Origin of the sequence: Streptacidiphilus alkalitolerans (assembly GCF_042511045.1) — a bacterium.
Lineage (GTDB): Bacteria > Actinomycetota > Actinomycetes > Streptomycetales > Streptomycetaceae > Streptacidiphilus > Streptacidiphilus alkalitolerans.
Genome location: NZ_JBHEZX010000001.1, coordinates 350649 through 372504, shown reverse-complemented (window position 1 = coordinate 372504; position 21856 = coordinate 350649). Strand labels below are relative to the sequence as shown.

The following is a 21856-nucleotide window of genomic DNA, read 5'->3' as shown; positions in this document are numbered from 1 at the left end:
CCTTATTATCCTGGAACATGGTGTGCGTAGGGGGAAGACCCGCGTCGAGGAGGACCGCTGATGGCCGCGACCCGCTCCCAGGCAGTACCGGTCACTGTGATCGGCGCCGGGCCGTACGGTCTGGCCACCGCCGCGCACCTGCGGGCCCGCGGGGTGCCGCACCGGGTCTTCGGTGAGCCGATGGACAGTTGGCGCTCGCGGATGCCCGCCGGGATGTTCCTCAAGTCCACGCCCTCGGCCTCCAGCATCTCCGACCCCTCCGGCGCCTGCTCCCTGGACCGGTTCCGGGCCGCCGAGGGACGCCGCTCCCAGGGCGACCTGCACCCGGTCCCGCTGGACGAGTTCGTCCGCTACGGACTGTGGTTCCAGCAGCAGTGCGTCCCTGACCTGGAACGGACCGTGGTGCGCCGGATCGAGGCCAGGGCCGGGCAGTTCCAGGTCACCCTGGAGTCGGGCGAGGACTACATCAGCCGCTCGGTGGTGCTGGCCACCGGCCTCGGCCCCTTCGCCCACATCCCGCCGGAGCTGGCCGACCTGGCCCGGGAGGGCCTGGCCTCGCACCCGGCGGAGCACGCCGACCTGGGCCGCTTCGCCGGACAGCGGGTGGCGGTGGTCGGGGCCGGCCAGTCCGCCCTGGAGAGCGCCGCCCTGCTGCACGAGGCAGGCGCCGTGCCCACGGTGCTGGCCAGGACCCAGGAACTGCTGTTCGGCACACCCCCGAGCAGCGACCTCCCGGCCGAGCGCCCGCTCTCCCGACGCCTGGTCAAACCCGCCTCGCCGCTGGGCCCCGGCTGGTCGCTGCGGGCGTTCAGCGGCATACCCGGCAGCTACCGGCACCTGCCGGCGCCGGCCCGGGAGCACTTCCTGCGCACCGTGCTCGGCCCCTCCGGCGCCTGGTGGCTGCGGGACCGGGTGCACGGCCGGGTGGACGTGCTCACCGGCCGCTCGGTGCGCTCCGCGGTGCCCGCCGGCGGGGGCGCGCGGCTGACGCTGGCGGACCGGGACGGCGGCACCGCGGTGCTGGAGGCGGACCACGTCCTCTCCGCCACCGGCTACCGGGTCGACCTGGACCGGATGGAGCTGCTCGCCCCCGGCCTGCGCGGCGGGCTGTGGCGCAGCGGCCGGGCCCCGCACCTCTCCGCCGGGTTCGAGTCCTCGGTGTCCGGCCTGTACTTCACCGGCCTCCCGGCCGCGGCCACCTTCGGCCCGGTGCTGCGCTTCGTCTGCGGGACCGGCTTCGCCGCCGGACGGCTCAGCCGGGCCGTGGCGGCGCGCGGATGACCGTAGCGTCGGCGCCCGCGGTCGCGACCCGGTCCGCGGCACGGGACCGCTGGTACCCGCTCGCCGCGCGCACCGCGCTGCCGCTGGCCCTGCTGCTGTGGCTGCTCTCGCTGCGGCTGGTGGCCCCGCTGGACCGGATGGGGGACCTCGGCCTGCTCCAGGTGCTGCCGCCGCTGTACTGGGTGGCCGTACTGCTGCTCACCGTCGGCTTCGGCCTTGCCCTGTACGACCGCCGGGTGGCCCCGGGCTGGCTGGCCGGCTACGTACTGGGACTGGTCGCGGTCATCCACGCCACCCCGGCCCTGCTCTACCCCACCCTCCGCTACGCCTGGGCCTGGAAGCACCTCGCGGTGATCGACGCGATGCTGCGGCACGACGGCTCGGTGCCGCACGCCGGGGTGCTGGACATCTACAACCAGTGGCCGGGCTTCTTCATGCTGAACGGGCTGCTGCAGCGGGCCGCCGGGCTGCACTCGCTGCTCGGCCTGGCGTCCTGGACCCCGGCCCTGGTCAACGCCCTGCTGCTGGGCCCGCTGCTGCTGCTGTACCGGTCGGTCACCCGGGACCGGAAGCTGGTCTGGGGCGCGGCCTGGATCTTCTACGCCTGCTCCTGGGTGGGACAGGACTACTTCTCGCCCCAGGCCTTCGCCTTCCTGCTCTACGTGGTGGTGCTGGCCCTGGTGTTCCGGCAGCTGTCGGTTCGGCCGGAGTCCCCGGAGCGGGGCTGGGCGCCGACCCGGCTGCTGCTGGTCCTGGTGCTGGAGGCGGCGATCGCCTCCTCGCACCAGCTCACCCCGCTGATGCTGGTCAGCGTGCTCCTGGTGCTGTCGCTGCCGCGCCGCAACCGGCGGGTCACCCTGCCGCCGCTGGCCGGCGCGGTGGCGCTGATGCTGCTCTGGGACCTCACCGCGGCCCGTCCCTACATCACGGCCAATCTGAGCAGCTTCGGCACGGCGCTGCTCACCCCGGACGGCAACGCGGTCTCCGGGCTGGCCGGGCTCGGGGCCGCCGCGCCCGGCCAGGTCCTGCTGGCCTGGATCGACCGCGGCCTGTCCGCCACCGTCTTCCTGCTGGCCCTGCTCTGCCTGGTCCGACGGCCGTGGGTACGGCGCACCGGCCTTCCGCTGGCCATGTTCGCACCGCTGCCGCTGCTCGCCGCCAACAGCTACGGCGGGGAGATGATCTTCCGGGTCTATCTGTTCGCGCTGCCGGCCACCGCCTTTCTGATCGCCGCCCTGGCCCTGCAGCCCGGCCCCCGGCCGAGGCTTCGGGCGCTCGGCGCCCTCGGATTGGTGCTGACCCTGCTCTGCGGGCTGTTCTTCGGCTACTACGGGAAGGAGAAGATGAACCACTTCACCACCGCCGAGGTCGACGCCGCCCGCTACGTCACCGACAGCGCGCCGCCGGGGTCGGTGATCGTCGCACTCACCGCCAACGTCCCCGGCTTCTACCAGCACTACGACCAGCATGTGCTGGTCCAGCTGAGCCAGGAGGCACCCCAGGACACCGCGCTGCTGGTCCGCGATCCGCTGGCGGGCCTGCGGCTGGCGGTGGATCAGACGGGCCCGGGGGTGCCCGCGTATCTGATCCTCAGCCGGGGGCAGCAGGCCGAGTGCTACCTCACCGGGGTGCTTCCGGCGGACACCATGGCGCGGCTGCAGACCGAGGTCCAGGCGACCCCCGGCTTCGCCGAGGTCTACCGGAACCCGGACGCGGTGGTCTACCGGTTCGTCCCCTCGGCGGACGGTGCCCGATGAACGGGCAGTGGCGGCAGTGGCGGATCGGGGTCGGGCTCGGGCTGTCCGGGTGGGTCGCGCTGGCCGCGACCGCGCTGCCCGCCTCACCGGCGGTGCTCGGGTGGCTCCGGGTGCTGGTCGTCGCCTGCTTCCTGGTGGCCGGGCCGGGAGGGGCAGCGGTACGGGCGGCGGCCCGCGCCCCGGACCGCAGGGGGCGGGGGTGGGAGCGGCTGGAGGCCGCGGTGCTCACCGTGGCACTCAGCCTCTCGATCAGCGCGGTGGTCGCCGAAGGCTTCTCGCTGGCCCACGGCTTCAGCTCGGCGCGGGTGGTCGGCACGCTCGCCGCGGTCACGACGGCGCTGGCACTGCTCGGTCACCACCGGCCCCGGAGCCCGGGCCGGAGCCGACGCCCGGGGTCGGCCCCCACCGCCGAGAGCGGAGCCTCCGCGGCGGGAGCAGGGTCCGGCTGGCCCGCCGAGCCGGGCCCGGCCGGGCAGGCCAGGTGGGGGTGGCACCCCGGGGTCCCCCGGGCCGGGTGGCCTGGGTGGGGGCTGGCGCTTGGCGCCGGACCAGGGCCCCAGGCTGGCCCCGGGTCGCACCCCGGGCTGGGGCGGCGGCAGGCCGGGCAGACCAGGCGAGGGCTGGGGCCGCGCTTCGGGGTGGGGCGGGTCGGGCGGGGGGTGGCTGGGTTGGCGTTGTTGGTGACCGCTGCTGCCTGCGGAGGGCAGGGCGCCCCGGCGTCGTCCGGCCCGTCGTCCGGTTCGTCGAGATCCTCCGCCGCGTCGGCGCTGGCGCTGGCGTCGGCGCCGGCTGCGCCGGGGCCGTGGCACACGGTGTTCCAGGACGACTTCAATGGCACCGCCCTGGATTCGACGGCCTGGACCACCTGCTACGACTGGAATCTGCGCGGCTGCACCAACGGCGGGAACCACGAGCTGGAGTGGTACCAGCCCGGCCAGGTGACCGTCGGCGGCGGTCGGCTCAGCCTGACCGCGCAGCGCCGGACCACCGCCGGGTCCGACGGCCACAGCTACCCGTGGACCTCGGGGATGGTCTCCACCGGCCGGGACTCCTGGGACGCGACGCCCCGTCACACCTTCACCTACGGCTACTTCGCGGCGTCGATCCAGGTGCCCGCGGGCATGGGCCTGTTCCCGGCGTTCTGGATGATGCCGCAGACCCGCTCCGCCCCGCCCGAACTCGACATCGCCGAGTTCACCCGGGGCGCGCAGTCGGTCCTGATGACGGTGCACTGGGCCGGGGCCGGCGGCAGGGACGCCCACCTGAGCAAGCGCTACGGTCCTGTGGACTTCCCGGCCGGCTACCACGTCCTCGCGCTGGACTGGGAGCCGGACTCGCTGACCTGGTACGTCGACGGGGTGGCCCGGTTCACGACCACCGCGCACGTGCCGAAGGTGCCGATGGAGGTCCTGCTCGACCTCGCCGTGGGTTACCCGGAAGCGCCGCCCGCCTCGATGGACTCGGCCGTGATGAAGGTCGACTGGGTACGGGTCTGGCAGCGCTGAGGCCCAAGAGCAGCCGCGCCCCACATACGGGTCCGACCGGCCAGGTCAGTCCGTGGGCGGGCCGCCGACCGGCCGTCCCAGGCGGGCCCGGAGCCGGCGGTAGGCGCGCCAGCCCCTGGTCCGCAGCTGCTCCGGGAGCGGCGCCACCGGGGCGCCCCGGCCCTCGGTCCAGGCCCGGAACAGCTCCGGCGGGGTGTCGGCCCTGACCATCAGCCGGGAGATCCGCAGCGCGTGGTCGTTCGGCGAGCTGAAGGCGTAGCCGACCCCGCAGGCCGAGGACCAGCCGGCCTTCTGCACCTTGCGGCGCACCGAGGGGCTGGAGTAGCCGTGCGGGTAGGCGAACGCCTCCACCGGGTGGGACAGCAGCTGCTCCAGGTCCTGCTTGCAGCCCGCCACCTCGTCGCAGAGCCGTCGGCCGGACTGGGTGTCCAGCTGCGGATGGGTGCGGGTATGGCCGCCGATCTCGATCCCGCAGGCGTCCAGGGTGGCGATCTGACGCCAGTTCAGCATCGCGGCCGGGGGCAGCAGGCTGCCCCGGGGGGTGCCGCCCGGGGCGTGCACGGCGCCGGTGGTGACGTAGAGGGTGGCCGGCAGGTCGCGGTCGGCCAGGGCGGGGGCCACGGTCCAGTAGAAGTCGGCGAATCCGTCGTCGAAGGTGAGCACGGCGGAGCGCGGCGGCAGCGCCGGGCCGCCGCGCAGCGCGGCGACCAGGCGGCGCAGCGGCACCACGGTGAGCCCGGCGTCGGCGATCCGGTCCAGCTGCTCGGTGAAGACCCGCGGCGTCACCGTGAACGGCGCGATCCAGCCCGGTGGGTCCTCCACCACCGAGTGGTACAGAAAGACCGGTACCGGGTTCACGGCCCGCCTCCGGCGGCGCCGCGGAGCCGCCCGGCGGCGTAGCCGACCAGGGTGGTGCCGGCCCCGGTGACCAGCGCGGGCACGGTGCCGGCGGCGGTGCCCGAGCCCGGCCGCAGCCCGCGCAGCAGCGCCCGCGGCAGGGTCGAGCGCAGGTAGCCGCGCTCGCTGGCCAGCGCCGGTCCTGAGCCGGCGTGCCGGGCCACCGCGGCCTTGGAGAGGCCCTCGGCGTAGCAGCGGGAACGGAAGTAGGCCCAGCGGGTGCGGGCCGGCGGGACGTGGTGGCGGACCACCGCGGCCGGTTCGTAGAGCAGTACGCCGTCCGGCCTGCGGGCCGCGATCCGCAGGCACAGCTCGGTCTCCTCGCAGCCGAGCGGGCGGCTGCCGACCCGGCCGAGATCGGTGCGGAACCCGCCGGCGGCCAGCAGTTCGGCCCGGCGGAAGGACATATTGGCGCCGATGAAGTTGCGTACCGGGGACCGCTGTTCGGGCATGCCCCGGTAGCAGCAGCCGACCACCCAGTCGAACTCCGCCGGGAACCAGCCGGGTCGGCCGGACTCCCAGCGGGGCAGCACCAGGCCGCCGACCCCGAGCACCGCCGGGTCGCGGTAGCCGTCGAGCAGTCGGCCGCTCCAGTCCGGCTCGGCGGCGGCGTCGTCGTCCAGGAAGGCGACCAGCTCGCCCCGGGCGGCGGCGACCCCGGTGTTGCGGGCGCCGGAGAGCCCCCGGCGCTCCCGGTTGCCGAGCACCCGGACGCCGGGCAGGCGCAGCCGGGCCCGGGCGGCGAGTTCCGGGCAGTGGTCCACCACCAGCAGCAGCTCGTGCACCGGCCGGCGCTGGGCCCGGACCGAGGCGATGGCGGCCGACAGGTCCTCCCAGCGGTCCACGGTGTAGGCGCAGACGACCACGGAGAGCGTGGGTTCCGGGTTCATCGCGTACTCCTCTCCCGGGGCAGCCAGCGCGGCAGCGTCAGCAGCAGCGGCAGGCCGAGCAGGCACTCGGCGGCCAGCCAGGCGACGCCGACCCCGGTGACCCCGAGCAGCGGCAGCAGCCAGCCGCTCAGGCCGAGCACCAGCACGCACAGCGCGGCCTGCAGCGCCACCACCCAGGCCAGCCTGCGGCGGGCCCTGGCCACGTCGATGGCCACCCCCAGCAGCAGGTTGGGCAGCGCGGACAGGGCCAGCAGCCGCAGCAGCGCGGTGCCGTGCTCGGCGTACTGCGGGCCGAACAGGGCCAGCAGCCAGGGGGCCGACACCACCAGCAGCAGCGCTGCGGCGGCCAGCAGCACGGTGTTGTGGCGCAGCACCTTGCGTGCGTGCTCCTCCAGCCGCTCCGGCGCCCGGGCGGCCTCGACGATCAGCGAACTGCCCATGTTGTAGGCGACCAGGAAGAGCGTGTAGGCGATCACCCAGGCCAGCGAGAAGTACGCGCTGCCCTCGTCGCCGAGCTGGTTCAGCACCAGCAGCGGCACCACGTTGTACGCGGCGAGCCGGAACAGCGCGCCGACGTAGTCGGCCGCCGCGTAGCCGAGCAGCCGCTGCGGTCCGGCGGCGTCGCACCGGTCCCGCCGGTGTTCCGGCACGGCGTGCCGGAACAGGAAGACATTGGTGACCACCAGGGCCACCAGCAGCGCCCCGACCCAGGAGGCCAGGATGCCGGCGCCGAGCGCGAGGATGCCGCAGAGGGCCAGCAGCCCGGCCTTCACCGCGGCGAAGAGCGCGTTCTCGCCCAGCACCCAGCCGGTGCGGCGCAGCCCGGTCAGGGCTCCGTCCTGCAGTACGAAGATCGAGTAGCCGACCGCCCCGGCCACGAAGCAGACCGCGGGCACCGGTTCGCGCAGATAGCCGAGGCCGGGCGCGACCGCCGGCACCAGCAGCAGGAAGGCCACCGCCACCACGGTGCTGCACAGGGCGCTGGCGGCGTAGCAGCGCAGTGCCAGCCGCCCGGCGTGCCGTCCGGCCGCCGGGACGAAGCGCACCAGCACATCGGCCAGATTGAGCTGCCCGACCCCGGACAGCAGCATCACCGCCGAGAGCGCGGCGTAGCTGCGGCCCACCGTCGCGGTGTCGTACCAGTGGGTGGCGAGCACCCAGAAGGCCGCGCCGAGGGTCGCCGCGAGCAGCGAACTCAGGGTCAGCACATGGCCGTTGCGCAACAGCGGCCCGGCGTCCAGGGCCGCCCTGGCCCGGAGCAGGGCGCCGTGGCCGCGCGTCCGGAACGGCCCGGCCGGTGCCTCCACCCGTGTGGTCATCCGTACTCAACTCCCGTCCGGGGGACGGTGGGTGCGGTACCGGCTGCGCAGATAGCCGAGCGGCCCGTACAGCAGCCCCTGGACTTCGAGCAGGGTGAGCCGTCCGGACCAGCCGCCGTCCGGGCCAGCCGCTCCACGGCGCCGGGTGGCGGCGTAGTGCACGCCCCGGGGCAGCCGGCGGGCCAGCGCCGGCAGCATGCCCGGCTCGTTGGCGACCGCGGCGGCCAGGAAGGCGCCGAAGCCGGCGCCGTACCCGAACGCCTGCGCGGGCAGCGCGCCCCGGCTGCGGCTGGGACGGTGCCAGACGATCGCGTCCGGCTGGTAGGCCAGGGTGGCCCCGGCGACCAGGGTCCGGAAGAAGCCGAGCAGGTCGTCGCCGCCGCGGGCGGCGGTGCCGGTGCCGGTGGCCGGGTCGAAGCCGCCGATCCGGCGCAGCAGGGCGGTCCTGAACGCCATATTGGCCCCGGAGCCGAACCGGCCCGCGTTGAACGGGAACAGCGGGTCGCAGGGCGGGTCCGCCAGCGACCAGGCGCGGGCGGTGAAGCCCTTGTCGTAGCCGCCGTGCCGCTGCAGGTCGGCCTGGCCCCGGGTCTCCAGCTCGGCGGGCAGGATCAGCCCGGTGACGCAGCCGATCCGGTCGGAGGCGGCGAACGCCTCGGCGATCGCGGCCGGCCACTCCGGGTCGACCAGGGTGTCGTCGTCGGTGAAGGCGATGATCCGCCCGGTGGCCTCGGCCAGCGCGCGGTTGTGCGCCCGGGCCAGGCCGGCCACCGGCTCGCGCAGATAGCGCACCCGCCCCTGGTAGCGGCCGCGGACCAGCGCCTCGGCGCTGTCGTCGGCCGGGGCGTTGTCCACCACCAGCACCTCCAGGTGCGGATAGCCGGTGCGCAGCAGCGAGTCCAGGCAGTGCCGCAGCGCTCCGGCCCGGTTCCGGGTGGCGACCACCACGCTGATCGCGGGCGGGTCGCGCAGCACCCGGGCCCGGGGCAGCCGGCACGGGCGGGCCCCGGCCGCGTCGCCGCCGGGCAGTTCGCCGTCGGCGAGCTCACGGGCGGCCAGCTCGCGGGCGTCGGCGGCGCGGTGCCCGGCCACGGCGCCGGCCAGTTCGCGGTGCACGGCGTCGACCAGCGCCTGGCGCAATCCGGCGGCGTCGCCGGGTCGGCCGGTCACGGTGACCACTCCTAGCGGGTGCCCGTGCAGTCGCGCCAACGCCAGCACGCGCCCGTCCGGCTCGATCGGCCCCGGACCCCCGGGGGAGCGCAGCTCACCCGGTTCGTCCAGGTCCAGGTCGACCACCCGGACGGCGGTGTAAGGCGATTCGCGGGCGACGAGGCGGGGGCAGGCCGGTTCGGTGCGCCGGTCGTAGCCGTTCATCGCTCCGCCGCGGCAGCAGGCGCCGCGGACCGGGCGCCGGGGCGCTCGGCGAGCAGGGTCCGCAGCACCCGGCGGCCGTCGGAGACGGCGTGCAGGTGCGAGCGCCCGTTGCGGCGGGGGAGTTCGAGGCTCGGGACCTCGGCGATCCGCAGTCCCGAGCGCAGGGCGTGGGCCACCATCTCGGCCTCGATCTCGAACCCGGTGGAGCGCAGGTCGAGTTCGTCCAGGAAGCTGCGGCGGAAGGCGCAGTACCCGTAGCAGAGGTCGGTCAGCATGGTGTCGTAGAGCCGGTTGACCACGGTCAGCAGGGCCCGGTTGCCCAGCGAGCGGATCCGGGTGAGGTCGAGCGAGCCGCCGCCGGCCACGAACCGGGAGCCCTTGACGAAGTCGTAGCCGTTGTCGAGGAAGTGCAGGTAGTGCGGGATCTCGCCGGGCCACATGCTGCCGTCGGCGTCCAGCATGACCACGTACTCGCCGGTCGCCGCGCCGAAGCCGGTCCGCAGCGCGCTGCCCTTGCCCGGCCCGCGCTGCGGGACGCTGCGCACGGTCGGCAGGCAGTGCGCGGCCATCCGCAGGGTGGCGTCGCTGGAGTCGCCGTCGACCAGGATCACCTCGTCCACGCAGCGGGGGATCTGCTCGAAGACCCAGGGGATGTTGCGGGCCTCGTTGTGGGCCGGCACCACCAGGCTGACGGTGGGTCGGGTGCGCACCCGGTCGTCCTCGCGGCGCAGCGGATGCGCGTCGGGGCCGCGATCGGGGCCGCGGTCGGTGCTGCGGCGGCCGCCCGGGGCGTCCGGGCCCCGGCGGGTGCTGTCGGTGCCGATTCTGCGTTCGATTCGGGGCAGGGTGGAGCTCATGGCGAACGACCTCTCCGGAGGTGACGGGAGCGTCCGGTGCCACGGGCGCGCCGCGCGGGGCGAGGGCGCAGCGCGGACCACTCCCTCGGGAGGAAAGTTGAACGACCGACTGGGGCAGCGGGCCCCGGAGGGGCGGTCTGCCACGGACGTCAGGGACGCCGCTCGATCTCGGACGCCGAAGCGCCAACTGGGTACTGGCAAATGTGCGGTGCCAGGAATTCATCATCGGCGGATGCTCACGCAGAGTCAAGTTTTCATGGAAATTTCCTACTTATGTGATGAAATGCCTCATTCCAGCTACGGATTGCTACCGAGGGTAGCCGTCGGCGGCGATCCGGCGGGAGATCTCCTCCGGCCGCACCGGGCGGCCGTAGTACCAGCCCTGCGCCCAGTCGCAGCCCATCGCCCGCAGCCGCTCCGCATGGGCCGCGGTCTCCACCTCCTCGGCGGTGACCGTCAGTCCGAGCGTGTGCGCCAGCGAGACCACGGCGCCGACGATCCGCCAGCCCAGCGCCTCGTCCAGGGTCGGGTCGTGCAGGTCCGCCACGAAGGAGCCGGCGATCTTCAGCCCGGACACCGGCAGGTCCCGCAGGTAGGAGAGGTTGGACCAGCCGGTGCCGAAGTCGTCGACGGCGAGGGAGACCCCCATGTCGACCAGCGAGTGCAGGGTGTGCAGCGACTCGTCCTCGCGGCCCACCACGGCGCTCTCGGTGATCTCCAGCTGCAGCAGCCGCGGGTCAAGGCCGGTGCTGTGCAGGATCCGGGCGACATCGGGCACCAGGCCGGCGTTGCGGGTCTGCCGGACCGCCAGGTTGACGTTCATCTGCGGCGCGGCCGGGCCGAACCTGCGGGCCCACTCCGCCGCCTGGCCGCAGGCCTGCTCCAGCACCCAGCGGCCCAGCGGCATGATCACGCCGGTCTCCTCCGCGGTGGCCACGAACTCGTCCGGGCCCAGCACCCCCAGCTGCGGGTGCCGCCAGCGGACCAGCGCCTCGACCGCGACCAGCGAGCCGTCCGGCAGCGCGCAGAGCGGCTGGTAGTCGATGAAGAACTCGCCCCGGTCCAGCGCCGTCGGCATCCGCACCGACACCGCGTAGCGGTTGACGGCACGGGCGTTGCGGCCCGGGTCGAACAGGGTCCAGCGCCCGCGCCCCTCCTCCTTCGCCCGGTAGAGCGTCAGGTCCGCGGCGCGCACCGCGGCCATCGGGGTGGTGGTGGCCACCGTCCGCTCCAGCACGCCGACGCTGGCGCCGACCGAGAGCTGGTGGTCGCCGACCAGCACGGGTTTGGTCAGGGCGTCCAGCACCGTCCTGGCGACCGCCACCGCCTGCTGCTCCCCGCTGGAGTTCTCCAGCAGCACCACGAACTCGTCGCCGCCGAGCCGCGCCAGCAGATGGCCCATCGGCGCGAGCGCCGCGGCCAGCCGCTCGGCCACCGCGGCCAGCAGCTGGTCCCCGGCCTCGTGGCCGAGGCTGTCGTTGACCACCTTGAACCCGTCCAGGTCCACGTAGCAGAGCCCGATCCTGGCGCCCGGGGACGGGTCCTCGAAGAGCGCCTCCAGCCGCTCGAAGAACGCGGCCCGGTTGGGCAGGCCGGTCAGCGGGTCGTGGGTGGCCTGGTGCCGCAGCCGCTCCTGCAGCCGGTAGCGGTCGGTGATGTCCTCCAGCATCGCCACCTGGTACTTGGGCGCGCCGTCCTCGTCCCTGATCAGCGAGACGGTGAGGTGGGTCCAGACCACCTCGCCGTCGGCCCGGTAGTAGGGCTTGTCGAACTGGAACCGGTCCCGCTTGCCGCTGATCAGCTCCCCGTACGCCTCCCACACCCCCGGGGTGTCCTCCGGGTGCACCAGGTCGTCCACCCGGCGCCCCTCCAGGTCCTCGGGGCGCGCGCCGAACAGCTCCACCAGGGACGGGTTGACCTCCAGGATCCGGCCGTCGATGTCACCGATGCCGATGCCGATGGCGGCGCTCTCGAACAGGGCCCGGAACCGGGCCTCCGAGGCGTGCAGCGCCCGCTCCGCGCTCTCCCTGGCGGTGTCGGCGGCCAGCCTGATGCTCTCCTGCTCGTGCAGGGTCTGCTCGCGCAGCGCCCCGGCCCAGCCGGCCGCGAAGGCCCCGGCCAGGGCCGGCCCGCGGCCGTCGCCCAGCGGCGGCTCCTGCACGACGGCCACCAGCCGGGCGAACATGGCCGGGTCGGTGTAGTGGGCGTGCACCAGCACCGCCCCGGCCTCCTCGGCCGGGGCCGGGTCGAAGGGGTCGTCGTTCCTGGCCCGGTTCAGCAGCGCCGTGGTCCTGGCCGCCAGCCGCCGCCTGGTGCCGGTGGTGAGCGTGCCGCCGTGGCCGCTGTGCAGGAGTTCGGTCCACGCCCGGCAGAAGCGGTCGGCGGCGCCGGCCTCCGTGGGCGGGGAGGCGTTCACGGGCGGCGCCCCACGCCCACCAGTCCCGCCATCCGCTCCGGGTGCGGCTCCACCGCGTCCGGGTTCTCCGGGTGCCACTGGCCGAAGTAGACCACCCCGGGATCGACCAGGTCGAAGCCGTCGAACATCCCGGTGATCCGCTCCTTGCTGCGCATCGTCAGCGGGGTCGGGGTCCGCGCGTAGAGGTCCTGGTGCGGGCCGGCCTGGTCCGGGCGGCCCTCCAGGCCCGCGTGCGAGAGCACCAGGATGCTGCCCGGCGGCATGGCGGCGCGCAGCAGCCGGATGATCCGCTCCGGGTCCTCGGCGTCCGAGATGAAGTGCAGCACCGCGACCAGCAGCACCGCCACCGGCTCGCCCGCCCCCATCAGTGCGGCCACGGTCGGGTGGGCGAGCAGGTCCTCGGTGTCCCGCATGTCCGCCTGCACCACCTCGCTCAGCGGATCGTCCTTGAGCAGCAGCCGGCTGTGCGCGACCGCGACCGGGTCGCGGTCCACGTACACGACCCGGGCCTCGGGGGCGATCTCCCGGGCGATCTCGTGCACGGCGCCGAAGGTCGGGATGCCCGAGCCGATGTCCAGGAACCGGGTGACGCCCTGCTCGGCGACGTACTGCACGGCGCGGCGCAGGAAGGCCCGGTTGGCCCGCATGATCATCGGCAGCTCCGGCCAGAGCTCCATCGCCTTGCGGGCCATCTCCCGGTCCACCGCGAAGTTGTGCGACCCGCCCAGGTAGTAGTCGTACACCCGTGCCGCGTTCGGCTTGTCGAGATCCGTTCCCGCGGGCACCCACTTCGGTCGCGACATGGAGGTCCTCTTCGAGTTCCGGAAGCAGACAACGGCCAGTAAAAGCCTCCTACCCATCCATACCTCCTGCAACTCGCCGATCTCCGTCAACAGGCCCTACGCGGGGGCGAGGGTGTCGAGGGTGGTGAGTTCGGGCGGGGTGAGCTGGAGGGCGGCTGCGGCGAGGTTGGCGGTGAGGTGGTCCGGGTTGCCGGTGCCGGGGATGGCCAGGACGTGCGGGCCGCGCTGCAGCGTCCAGGCCAGCCGGACCTGGGCCGGGGTCGCGCCGTGGGCCTCGGCGACGGCGAGGATCTCCGGATGCTCGGCGGCGCTCGCGCCGTCCTCGCGGCCGGCGCCGGCGATGGCGAAGAACGGTACGAAGGCGACGCCCTGCTCGCCGCAGGTGCGCAGGAACGCGTCGGCCTCGGGCCGCCGCGAGTCGATGCTGTAGCGGTTCTGCACGCAGACCACCGGCGCGACGGCCTGGGCCTCGGCCAGGTGCTCGGGCCTGGCGTTGGAGATGCCGAGGTGGCGGATCAGCCCGGCCTCGCGCAGTTCGGCCAGCGCGCCGAAGTGCTCGGCGATCGGGCCGGGGCCCTTGAGCCGCAGGTTCACCACGTCGAGGTGGTCCCGGCCGAGCTGCCGCAGGTTCTCCTCGACCTGTCCGCGCAGCTGGTCCGGCGTGGCCCAATACCACGCCCCGGACGGGTCCCGGCCTGGGCCGACCTTGGTGGTGATCACCAGCCCGTCCGGGTACGGGCCGAGGGCCCGGTTGATCAGCTCATTGGCGGAGCGCAGCGACGAGAAGTAGAACGAGGCGGTGTCGATGTGGTTCACCCCGAGCTCGACCGCCCGGCGCAGCACGCCGATCACCCGTTCGCGGTCGCTGGGCGTGCCGACGTCGAAGGCCCCGCTGCCGGTCAGCCGCATCGCGCCGAAGCCGATCCGATGGACCGTCAGGTCCCCGAGCCGCCAGGTGCCGGACGCCGCCGCGGTGATCGTTTCTGAAGTCATGGGAGGGGAGTCTTCCACACCCGGGTGAGCGGGGATTCCTGTGAATTGGGCAAACGGGAGCTTTCGCTCAGCCCAAGGCTTGGCCAGATTTGTCCCACAATTAACCTCCTCGGGCGTTTCGCTCCCAGTCAGAGCTATCCCCTCCCCGCAGGCTCGGAGCATGGCGACAACCGCGACCCTCATCCCCGAAGTCACCCGTCCGCGCACCCGTACCGAGCCCCGCTACGCCCGGCCCGCACTGATACTGATCACCGCCGTCGCGGCGCTGCTGTTCGCCTGGGACATCGGGCAGAGCCAGTACCACCCCTTCTACGCCGACGCGGTGCGCAGCATGGCGGGCAGTTGGAAGGCGTTCGCCTACGGGTCGTTCGACCCGGGGAACACCATCACCCTGGACAAGCTGCCGGGCTTCCTCTGGCCGCAGGCGCTGTCCGCGCGCCTGTTCGGCTTCCACGCCTGGGCGCTGACGCTGCCTCAGGTGGTCGAGGGCGTGCTCAGCGTCCTGGTGCTGTACCGCGCGGTGCGGCGCTGGGCCGGGGTGGACGCGGGGCTGCTCGCGGCCGGGTTCCTGGCGCTGACGCCGGTGGTCGCCGGGCTGTTCCGGACCTCGGTCGAGGACCCGGCGTTCCTGCTGCTCCTGCTGCTCGCCGCCGACGCCACCCAGCGGGCCGCCCGCGAGGCGCGGCTGCGGACCCTGCTGATGGCCGGCGTCTGGGTCGGGCTGGCCTTCCAGGCGAAGATGCTGGAGGCCTTCGCGGTGCTGCCCGCGCTGGCGCTGGTGTACCTGGTGTCCGCGCCGACCGCGCTGCGGCGCAGGACCGTCCACCTCGCGCTGGCGGGGGCGGTGACCCTGGCGGTGTCCGCCTCCTGGATGCTGCTGGTCACGCTGACCCCGGCGGCCGACCGTCCCTATGTGGACGGCAGTACCAACAACTCCGCCGTGAGCATGGTGGTCGGCTACAACTTCCTGAACCGCTTCTCGGCGGTGGGTATGGACGCGGCCGACACCGGAAGCGTGTCGGCGGTGCAGGGCGGCGGCGGAGCCCACGGCGTGGCCCAGGGACACAGCGCGGGCCGGGCCCAGGCGCACGGGCGGACGGCGCAGCGGGCGGGCGGCTGGGGCGGCAGCGACGGCGGCTGGACCAAGCTGGTGGCCGGCCCGATGGCGGCCGAGGCCGGATGGTTCTACCCGCTGGCCCTGGCCGCCCTCGGCCTCGGGCTCTACCAGCGCCGCCGGATGCCCCGTACCGATCCGCTGCGGGCCGGGCTGCTGCTCTGGGGCAGCTGGTTCGCGGTGTTCTTCCTGGTGCTGAGCGCCGGGAGCGTCGGCGGCCACACCTACTACATGGGTGTCATCGCCGCCCCGCTGGCGGCGCTCGGCGGCGCCGGGACGGTCCTGCTCTGGCGCGCCTACCGCTCCGGCGGACGGACCGCCTGGGTGCTGCCGGCCACCGTCGCGGTGACGGCGGGCTGGGGCGCCTCGCTGGCCGCGGGCTACCCGGCCTTCCTGCCGCTGCTGGCGCCCGCGGCGCTGCTGCTCGGGCTGGCCTCGGTGGTCCTGCTGGGCCTGCCGCTGCTGCGCGGCAGGGGCATGGGCGGCGCCCGGGCCGGACTGGCGGTGGGCCTCGCGGCGATGCTGGTCGCCCCGGCGGCCTGGACCGCGTCCGTGCTCGACCCGGCCTACGGGCACTCGGCGATGGGCGCGGTCGGCCCGCCGGCCCGGCACCTGATGGGCTTTCTGCCGACGTCGGCGACCTCGGCGACGGCGGCGACGGGACGTCAGGGGGCCGCCCGCACGCCGGCCGCAGTCAACGCCTTCGCCTCCGCGATGCGCGCGTCCGGCACTCTGACGGACAGTCAGGAAGCGCTGCTCGCCTACACCCGGGCGCACCGGGACGGGGCCCGCTACCTCTTCGCCACCACCAACTGGGCCCTCGCCTCCCCTTACATCCTGGCGACCGGGGATCCGGTGCTCCCCATCGGCGGCTTCACCAACCAGGCCCCGTCGCCCACCCTGGGCGCGCTGCAGCGCGAGGTCGGGGCGGGGGCGCTGCGCTACGTCCTGCTCGGTGACGGGACGTCGGGCCTCTTCGGCGGGCGCCCGGCCGGTGGCTCCGCGACCACGGCTGCCGCACGGGCCACCGCCTGGGTCAGCGGCAGCTGCCAGCCGGTGCCGCCGAGCGCCTACGGCGGGGGAGTGGCCGGTACCAAGCTCTACCACTGCGTCTAGACAGCAGTGCGGGCGGCGGCTCCCGTTGGAGCCGTCGCCCGCACTGACGCAGGATCAGATCAACTGCCAGTCCGGCTTCGCCGCGTAGGTCGCGCGGAAGTAGTCGGCCAGCTTCAGCCCGGACGCCGCGGCCTCGTCGACGACTACGGTCGCGTGCGGGTGCAGTTGCAGCGCGGAGGCGGGGACCAGGGCGGAGAGCGGGCCCTCGACCGTCGCCGCCACGGCGTCGGCCTTGGCCTCGCCGGTGGCCAGCAGGACCAGGTGCCGGGCGTCCAGGATGGTGCCGATGCCCTGGGTGATGACGTGGTGCGGGACCTCGTCCAGGTTGTTGAAGAACCGGGCGTTGTCGACCCGGGTCTGCTGGGTCAGGGTCTTGATCCGGGTCCGGGAGGCCAGCGAGGAGCAGGGCTCGTTGAAGCCGATGTGGCCGTCAGTGCCGATGCCGAGCAGCTGCAGGTCCACGCCGCCGGCCTCGGCCAGCGCCCGGTCGTAGGCGAGGCAGGCGGCGGCGATGTCCTCGGCGCTGCCGTCCGGGCCCATGAACGAGGACTCGGTCAGGCCGAGCGGCTCGACCACCTCGCGCAGCACCACCGAGCGGTAGGACTCGGGGTGGCCCTGCGGCAGGCCGACGTACTCGTCCAGCTGGCAGATCCGGGCGCGGGTGACGTCCAGGGCGGTGTCGCGGGCCCGGGCGGCCAGGGCCTGGTAGATCGGCAGCGGAGTGGATCCGGTGGCCACGCCGAGCAGCGCGTCCGGCTTGCGGGTCAGCAGGTCGGCGATCGCCGCCGCGATGAGCTCGCCGCCTGCGGCGGCGTCGGGAACGATCACAATTTCCATGCTGGACCCATTCGTTCTGAGGTGCGTCTGATCAGCACATCGTGGTATAGACCAATTTAGCAGAAAGGGCCTGCCGCCCGCCGCTATGACCGTACCTCGGACACTTGTCCGCGCCCGTGAACTGATCGCCCGAGGTTTTCAGCCATCGCATTTTTGCCATGTCCTCTACCGATCTGTGAAACAAACCGTCACGCTGTTCACCAGACGCACATGCGGGCACACGTTGAGCACACATGAGGAGGGGGAGCGCCCATGGGCCGGAGGCCGCGTACGGCCGTCACGCTGCTACGGGCGCTCGCCAGCCTGGTCCTGCTGGCACTGCTGCTCCTTGCCCTGCCCATCACCCTGCTGTACGGGACGCTCGCGCTGGCGGGGCCGGGCGGGCTGCACCTTTCGGCCAGCCTGTCCGGCCTGCTCAGCGGGCCGGACCAGGGCCAGCTGGTGGTCTGGGTGCTGGCCGCGATCGGCTGGCTGGCCTGGGCGATGTTCGCGCTGAGCGTGCTGGTCGAGCTCGGGGCCCGGCTGCGCGGCGGGGCCGCGCGGCGGCTGCCCGCCCTCGGCTGGTCCCAGCGCGCCGCCGCGCTGCTGCTGGGCGCGGTGTTCGCGCTGCTGCCCGCCGCGGGCGCGTTCGCGGCGCCCTCGGTCGCCCCGCCCCCGGGGATCACCGCGCCGGCCTCCGCCCCCTCGGCTGCGACCACCGCCGAGGCGGCGGTGGCCCACCCCAGCTACACCGTGCGGGCGGCCCGGCCGGCCGAGACCCTGTGGACCATCGCCGAGCAGCAGCTCGGCAGCGGCGCACGCTGGAACGACATCGCCGCGCTCAACCAGGGCCGGGTGATGGACGCCAGGGGCACCGTGTTCCACCCGGACACGGCCCTCGCCCCCGGCTGGAAACTGCTGCTGCCGGCGTCGGCCGGGGGAGCGGAGACGGTCACCGTCCACCGCGGCGACACCTTGAGCGGCATCGCCGCCGCGCATCATGTGCACGGCGGCTGGGAGTCGGTGTACACCGCCAACCGGAAGGTGATCGGGGCGGACCCGGACGTGATCCAGCCGGGCGAGCGCCTGCGGCTGCCGGGCGCGGTCGCCGTACCGTCCCCGGCCAGGACCGTCGCCCCGGCCGAGCCGGTGCCTGCCGAGCCCGTGCCGTCCGTGCCGCAGCAACTGCTGCCGGATGCGCTCACCCCGGTCCCCTTACCCACCCCCGCGCACGCTGCTTCCGGCCCGCGCGCCGAGGCGTCCGACCCGGTGCTGCTGCCCGCCGCCATCGGCGCGGGCGCGCTGCTGGCGGCCGGCCTGGTCGCCCAGCTGACCCGCAGTCGGGTGCTGCAGCAGCGCCGCCGCCCGCCCAGACGCCGGGTCTCCATGCCCGGTGTCGAGGAGCAGCTGTACGAGACCTTCCTCCGGGCCATGGCCGACCCCGCCGGGCTCGACCTGCTCGACCGGACCCTGCGCACCCTCGGTATGGCCTGCCTGGACACCGACGCCGAACTGCCCGTGCTGGCCGCCGTCGCGCTGCGTCCCGGTGGGAGCGTCGACCTGCACCTGGTCGACCCCGCGCCCGCGATCGCCCCCTTCGTCGGCTCGGCCGACGGCCGGCTGTGGCGCTGCCACGCCCCCGACGCCGCGCTGCTCTCCGCCGAGCGGGCCCGTGACGTTCCGGCGCCCTACCCGGCCCTGGTCACCCTCGGCCGCACCGTCGACGGGGTGCACATCCTGGCCGACCTGGAGACCGTCCGGCACCTGCACCTGGACGGCTCCCCCGACGAGGTCGCCGCGGTGAGCCGGGCCCTGGTCGCCGAGCTGGCGGCCAGCCCGCTGGCCGGACGGATGAAGCTGATCACCCTCGGCAGCGCCGCCGCCCTGGTCGGCCGCCTGGTCCACGGCACGGACGGCGAACGGCTGGTGACCTGCGCCGGTCCGGAGCAGGCGCTGGCCGATCTGGAGAGACATCGCGGCCTGGTCGAGAAGACCCTGACCGACTGCGGAACCGAGCACCCGCGCGCGGCCCGCTCCCAGGGCGTCGCCGTCGATGCCTGGGCCCCGGCCCTGCTCTGCACCGACCAGATGGTGACACACAGTCAACTACTGGCGCTGGACCGGGTACTGGCCGGTCCCGAGCACCGCTGCGTCGCCGCCGTCACCCCCGCTGTGGCGGGGGCGCCCGGCTGGCACCTGGACGCCCGGCCCGGCCACCACCCGGTCGCCGCCGGACTCCCCTTCGCGGTGGAGCTGCAGCGGCTCGGCGAGGAGGAGTTCGCGGCGGCCATCGCCGTCCTCTCGGCCGCCCAGCAGCCCTCCGACCTGCCGGAACCGGCCTGGACCGACCACCGCCCGGACGAGCGGGAGCCGGAGCCCGACCCGGACGGCGATCCCTTTGTCATCCCGGTCCTCGCCTCCCACTCCCGCGCCACCGGCGGCGCCCCCGCCGCGTCGGCGACCTCGGTCCCGCTGCTGGCCGCGGACCTGCCCGGCGGTGGCGGCGGAGAGCGCGGCAGCGCCGGGCCGGGGAAGCACGGCGGCAGTCTGCTGCCGGTCCTCGGCGCCGGCCGTCGTGCGGCCGAGGCCGCCGGGTTCAGGTCGGGGAGCGCCGAGGCCGCGTTCCCGCCGCGGATCCTGATGCTCGGTCCGGTCCGGGTGATCGGCGCGGCCGGGCCGACCCCGGCCGACGCCGCCGAGACCAGCCGGCTCACCGCGGTGGCCGCGCTGCTGATCACCCACCCCGAGCCCGACCCCCGGCTGCTGGACGCGGTCCTCGACCCCGTCCCCTATGCCACCGACCGGCTGATGGCCGCCCGCAGCGCGCCCCGGGTCCGGATCGCGGCGATGGACCGGCTCCGCACGTGGCTGGGCGCGGGCCCTGACGGCACCCCGTGGCTCTCCGAGACCGCCTGGCGGCTGCACCACGCGGTCAGCTGCGACTGGACCGACTTCCAGGAGCTCTACCGGCTCGGCATGAACGCCCGGGGCCCGGCCGAGGACGCGGCCCTGCGGCGGGCCCTCGACCTGGTCCGCGGCGGCCCGTTCCTCGGGGCCCACCAGCTCTACCCCTGGGCCGAGCCGTTCCGCCAGGACATGATCTCGGCCGTCATCGACGCCTCGCACGAGCTGGCGAAGCGCTGCTTCGCGGCGGGCGACCTGCCCGGCTGCGAGGCCGCCCTGCACCGGGGCCTGGCCGCCGTCCCCGAGGCCGAGATCCTGCACCGGGGACTGATCCGCCTCTACAGCACCGCCGGGTACCGCGACCATGTCGCCGCGTCCATCACCCGGCTGGCCCAGGTCAACGACGCCCTGGGCTGCCTCGACTACGAACCGGAGACCCTCCAGCTGTTCAGCATGATCTCAAGCCGCCGCAGCAGACACTGACTGTCAGTCAGAAGGCAGAAGGAGCTATCGAGATGACCCTCGCCAACGGACGCCACCGCCGACCGCAACCCCCCGGTGCCGCAGGGACCACCCTGGCCAGAGCCGCGGGCGCGACCGCCGTCGGCGCCGCCGCGCTGCCGGTGCTGGCCTCGGGCCAGGCGCATGCCGCGTCCTCCTCGGTCTGGGACAAGGTCGCCGCCTGCGAGTCCAGCGGCGACTGGCACGTCAACACCGGCAACGGCTACTACGGCGGGCTGCAGTTCTCCGCGTCCACCTGGGCGGCCTACGGGGGCACCCACTACGCGGACACCGCCGACCGGGCCACCCAGGCCGAGCAGATCACCATCGCCCAGAAGGTGCTGAAGGGGCAGGGCGCCGGCGCCTGGCCGGTGTGCTCGGTACGGGCCGGGCTCACCCGCAGCAACGGCGCGGCGGCGGCGAAGCCGGCAGTCGCCAAGTCGACGAAGGCCAAGGCCCCGGCCAAGGCTCCGCTGAAGGCCAAGGCCCCGGTGAAGGCTCCGGTGAAGGCCGAGGCTCCGGCCAAGGGCCACGCCGTGGAGCACACCGTCCGCCACGGCGACACCCTCTCGGGCATCGCCGAGGCGCTGCGGATCCCCGGCGGCTGGGAGCCGCTCTACGCCGCCAATCGCCCCATCGTCGGCCCGAACCCGAACCTGATCCTCCCCGGCGAGCACCTGACCTGGCACAGCCCCGCCCCGGTCAGGACCGCCCCGGTCAGGACCGGGGCCAAGGCCGCCCCGGCGAAGCCCGCCGTGGCCAAGGCCAAGGCCAAGCCCAAGGCGGCGCCGGCCAAGGCCCATGCCTCGGCCGCCTTCGTCAAGCCGATCAGCGCCCACTACTGGATCTCCGAGGGCTACGGCGTGCCCGGCCCCTGGCAGGCCGGCCACCACACCGGCGTGGACATCGCGGTCCCGGTCGGCACCACCGTGCACGCGGTCGGCGCCGGCACCGTGGTCAAGGCCGAGTGGGGCGGCGACTACGGGAAGATGGTGATGGTCCGGCACGAGGACGGGCGCTACAGCCTCTACGCCCACCTCTCCAAGTTCGACGTCCACGCGGGCGAGCAGGTCTCGGCCGGGACGACCCTCGGCCTGTCCGGCGCGACCGGCAATGTCACCGGGCCGCACCTGCACTTCGAGGTCGACACCACCGAGAAGTACGGCTCCGACATCAACCCGCTGACCTGGCTGGCCGGACACGGCGTCTCGCTGACCTGACGGAGACGGGTCCGCTTCCCCGGCATCGCGTATCGTGATCGTCCTGCCTGCTCCTCCGGCCGCGGCGATACGCGTGCCGATCGGAAGGACGTC

General features: G+C 74.4%; 15 protein-coding genes. 6 read left to right on the top strand and 9 right to left on the bottom strand.

From position 1 onward, the window contains the following. Window positions 1-60: 60 nt before the first annotated feature. From ACEZDG_RS01730 to ACEZDG_RS01720, 3 genes are read left to right on the top strand one after another with little or no spacing between them, the layout of a single operon-like run. Window positions 61-1281 carry an NAD(P)-binding domain-containing protein gene (locus tag ACEZDG_RS01730; RefSeq protein ID WP_380501411.1) on the top strand — a complete coding sequence of 407 codons (1221 nt, stop codon included), beginning with the start codon at window positions 61-63 and terminating at the stop codon, window positions 1279-1281. Then, the gene (locus ACEZDG_RS01725) at window positions 1278-3038 is read left to right on the top strand and encodes a glycosyltransferase (RefSeq protein WP_380501409.1); all 1761 of its coding nucleotides are present in this window, start codon (window positions 1278-1280) and stop codon (window positions 3036-3038) included. The genes ACEZDG_RS01730 and ACEZDG_RS01725 overlap by 4 nt, the downstream gene beginning before the upstream one ends. Continuing rightward, complete coding sequence (locus tag ACEZDG_RS01720; RefSeq protein WP_380501407.1) at window positions 3035-4543, top strand: glycoside hydrolase family 16 protein; 1509 nt, start codon at window positions 3035-3037, stop codon at window positions 4541-4543. Before ACEZDG_RS01725 ends, ACEZDG_RS01720 begins: the two co-directional genes overlap by 4 nt. Window positions 4544-4588: 45 nt before the next feature. Here the strand turns inward: ACEZDG_RS01720 and ACEZDG_RS01715 are convergent, their stop codons facing one another. The 8 genes from ACEZDG_RS01715 to ACEZDG_RS01680 form a co-directional block, all read right to left on the bottom strand. Next, on the bottom strand, window positions 4589-5401 hold the full coding sequence (locus ACEZDG_RS01715) for a polysaccharide deacetylase family protein (protein ID WP_380501405.1): 813 nt from the start codon (window positions 5399-5401) through the stop codon (window positions 4589-4591). Then, window positions 5398-6330 (bottom strand): glycosyltransferase family 2 protein, encoded by a 933-nt coding sequence (locus ACEZDG_RS01710; RefSeq protein WP_380501402.1) that lies wholly within the window; start codon window positions 6328-6330, stop codon window positions 5398-5400. The genes ACEZDG_RS01715 and ACEZDG_RS01710 overlap by 4 nt, the downstream gene beginning before the upstream one ends. Next, window positions 6327-7649, bottom strand: coding sequence for a lipopolysaccharide biosynthesis protein (locus ACEZDG_RS01705; RefSeq protein WP_380501400.1), 1323 nt, complete (start codon window positions 7647-7649; stop codon window positions 6327-6329). The genes ACEZDG_RS01710 and ACEZDG_RS01705 overlap by 4 nt, the downstream gene beginning before the upstream one ends. 6 nt (window positions 7650-7655) lie before the next feature. Beyond that, the gene (locus ACEZDG_RS01700; RefSeq protein ID WP_380501398.1) at window positions 7656-9023 is read right to left on the bottom strand and encodes a glycosyltransferase family 2 protein; all 1368 of its coding nucleotides are present in this window, start codon (window positions 9021-9023) and stop codon (window positions 7656-7658) included. Next, on the bottom strand, window positions 9020-9880 hold the full coding sequence (locus ACEZDG_RS01695; RefSeq protein ID WP_380501396.1) for a glycosyltransferase family 2 protein: 861 nt from the start codon (window positions 9878-9880) through the stop codon (window positions 9020-9022). The genes ACEZDG_RS01700 and ACEZDG_RS01695 overlap by 4 nt, the downstream gene beginning before the upstream one ends. Window positions 9881-10187: 307 nt before the next feature. After that, entirely contained in the window at window positions 10188-12296 is a 2109-nt protein-coding gene (locus ACEZDG_RS01690; protein WP_380501394.1) for a putative bifunctional diguanylate cyclase/phosphodiesterase, read from the bottom strand. Then, a complete protein-coding gene (locus tag ACEZDG_RS01685) occupies window positions 12293-13099 on the bottom strand; it encodes an SAM-dependent methyltransferase (RefSeq protein ID WP_380501392.1) in 807 nt (268 codons plus the stop codon). Before ACEZDG_RS01685 ends, ACEZDG_RS01690 begins: the two co-directional genes overlap by 4 nt. 96 nt (window positions 13100-13195) lie before the next feature. Continuing rightward, window positions 13196-14092 (bottom strand): oxidoreductase, encoded by an 897-nt coding sequence (locus tag ACEZDG_RS01680; protein WP_380501390.1) that lies wholly within the window; start codon window positions 14090-14092, stop codon window positions 13196-13198. A gap of 160 nt (window positions 14093-14252) precedes the next feature. On the opposite strand from ACEZDG_RS01680, the gene ACEZDG_RS01675 reads away from it, so the two are divergent. Continuing rightward, a complete protein-coding gene (locus ACEZDG_RS01675) occupies window positions 14253-16322 on the top strand; it encodes an ArnT family glycosyltransferase (protein ID WP_380501388.1) in 2070 nt (689 codons plus the stop codon). Between the two features lie 54 nt (window positions 16323-16376). On the opposite strand, the gene nagB is transcribed toward ACEZDG_RS01675, so the two are convergent. Next, the gene (gene nagB / locus ACEZDG_RS01670; protein WP_380501386.1) at window positions 16377-17159 is read right to left on the bottom strand and encodes a glucosamine-6-phosphate deaminase; all 783 of its coding nucleotides are present in this window, start codon (window positions 17157-17159) and stop codon (window positions 16377-16379) included. Window positions 17160-17411: 252 nt separating this feature from the next. Here nagB and ACEZDG_RS01665 point away from each other — a divergent pair, with 252 nt between their 5' ends. Continuing rightward, a complete protein-coding gene (locus tag ACEZDG_RS01665; RefSeq protein WP_380501384.1) occupies window positions 17412-20525 on the top strand; it encodes a LysM peptidoglycan-binding domain-containing protein in 3114 nt (1037 codons plus the stop codon). Between the two features lie 32 nt (window positions 20526-20557). Then, window positions 20558-21763 carry a transglycosylase family protein gene (locus ACEZDG_RS01660; RefSeq protein WP_380501382.1) on the top strand — a complete coding sequence of 402 codons (1206 nt, stop codon included), beginning with the start codon at window positions 20558-20560 and terminating at the stop codon, window positions 21761-21763. Window positions 21764-21856 lie beyond the last annotated feature (93 nt).

Coding starts and splice junctions, on each gene's coding strand:
- ACEZDG_RS01730 (WP_380501411.1), top strand. CDS start 61: ATGGCCGCGACCCGCTCCCAGGCAGTACCGGTCACTGTGATCGGCGCC.
- ACEZDG_RS01725 (WP_380501409.1), top strand. CDS start 1,278: ATGACCGTAGCGTCGGCGCCCGCGGTCGCGACCCGGTCCGCGGCACGG.
- ACEZDG_RS01720 (WP_380501407.1), top strand. CDS start 3,035: ATGAACGGGCAGTGGCGGCAGTGGCGGATCGGGGTCGGGCTCGGGCTG.
- ACEZDG_RS01710 (WP_380501402.1), bottom strand. CDS start 6,330: ATGAACCCGGAACCCACGCTCTCCGTGGTCGTCTGCGCCTACACCGTG.
- ACEZDG_RS01705 (WP_380501400.1), bottom strand. CDS start 7,649: ATGACCACACGGGTGGAGGCACCGGCCGGGCCGTTCCGGACGCGCGGC.
- ACEZDG_RS01700 (WP_380501398.1), bottom strand. CDS start 9,023: ATGAACGGCTACGACCGGCGCACCGAACCGGCCTGCCCCCGCCTCGTC.
- ACEZDG_RS01695 (WP_380501396.1), bottom strand. CDS start 9,880: ATGAGCTCCACCCTGCCCCGAATCGAACGCAGAATCGGCACCGACAGC.
- ACEZDG_RS01685 (WP_380501392.1), bottom strand. CDS start 13,099: ATGTCGCGACCGAAGTGGGTGCCCGCGGGAACGGATCTCGACAAGCCG.
- ACEZDG_RS01680 (WP_380501390.1), bottom strand. CDS start 14,092: ATGACTTCAGAAACGATCACCGCGGCGGCGTCCGGCACCTGGCGGCTC.
- ACEZDG_RS01675 (WP_380501388.1), top strand. CDS start 14,253: ATGGCGACAACCGCGACCCTCATCCCCGAAGTCACCCGTCCGCGCACC.
- nagB (WP_380501386.1), bottom strand. CDS start 17,159: ATGGAAATTGTGATCGTTCCCGACGCCGCCGCAGGCGGCGAGCTCATC.
- ACEZDG_RS01665 (WP_380501384.1), top strand. CDS start 17,412: ATGGGCCGGAGGCCGCGTACGGCCGTCACGCTGCTACGGGCGCTCGCC.
- ACEZDG_RS01660 (WP_380501382.1), top strand. CDS start 20,558: ATGACCCTCGCCAACGGACGCCACCGCCGACCGCAACCCCCCGGTGCC.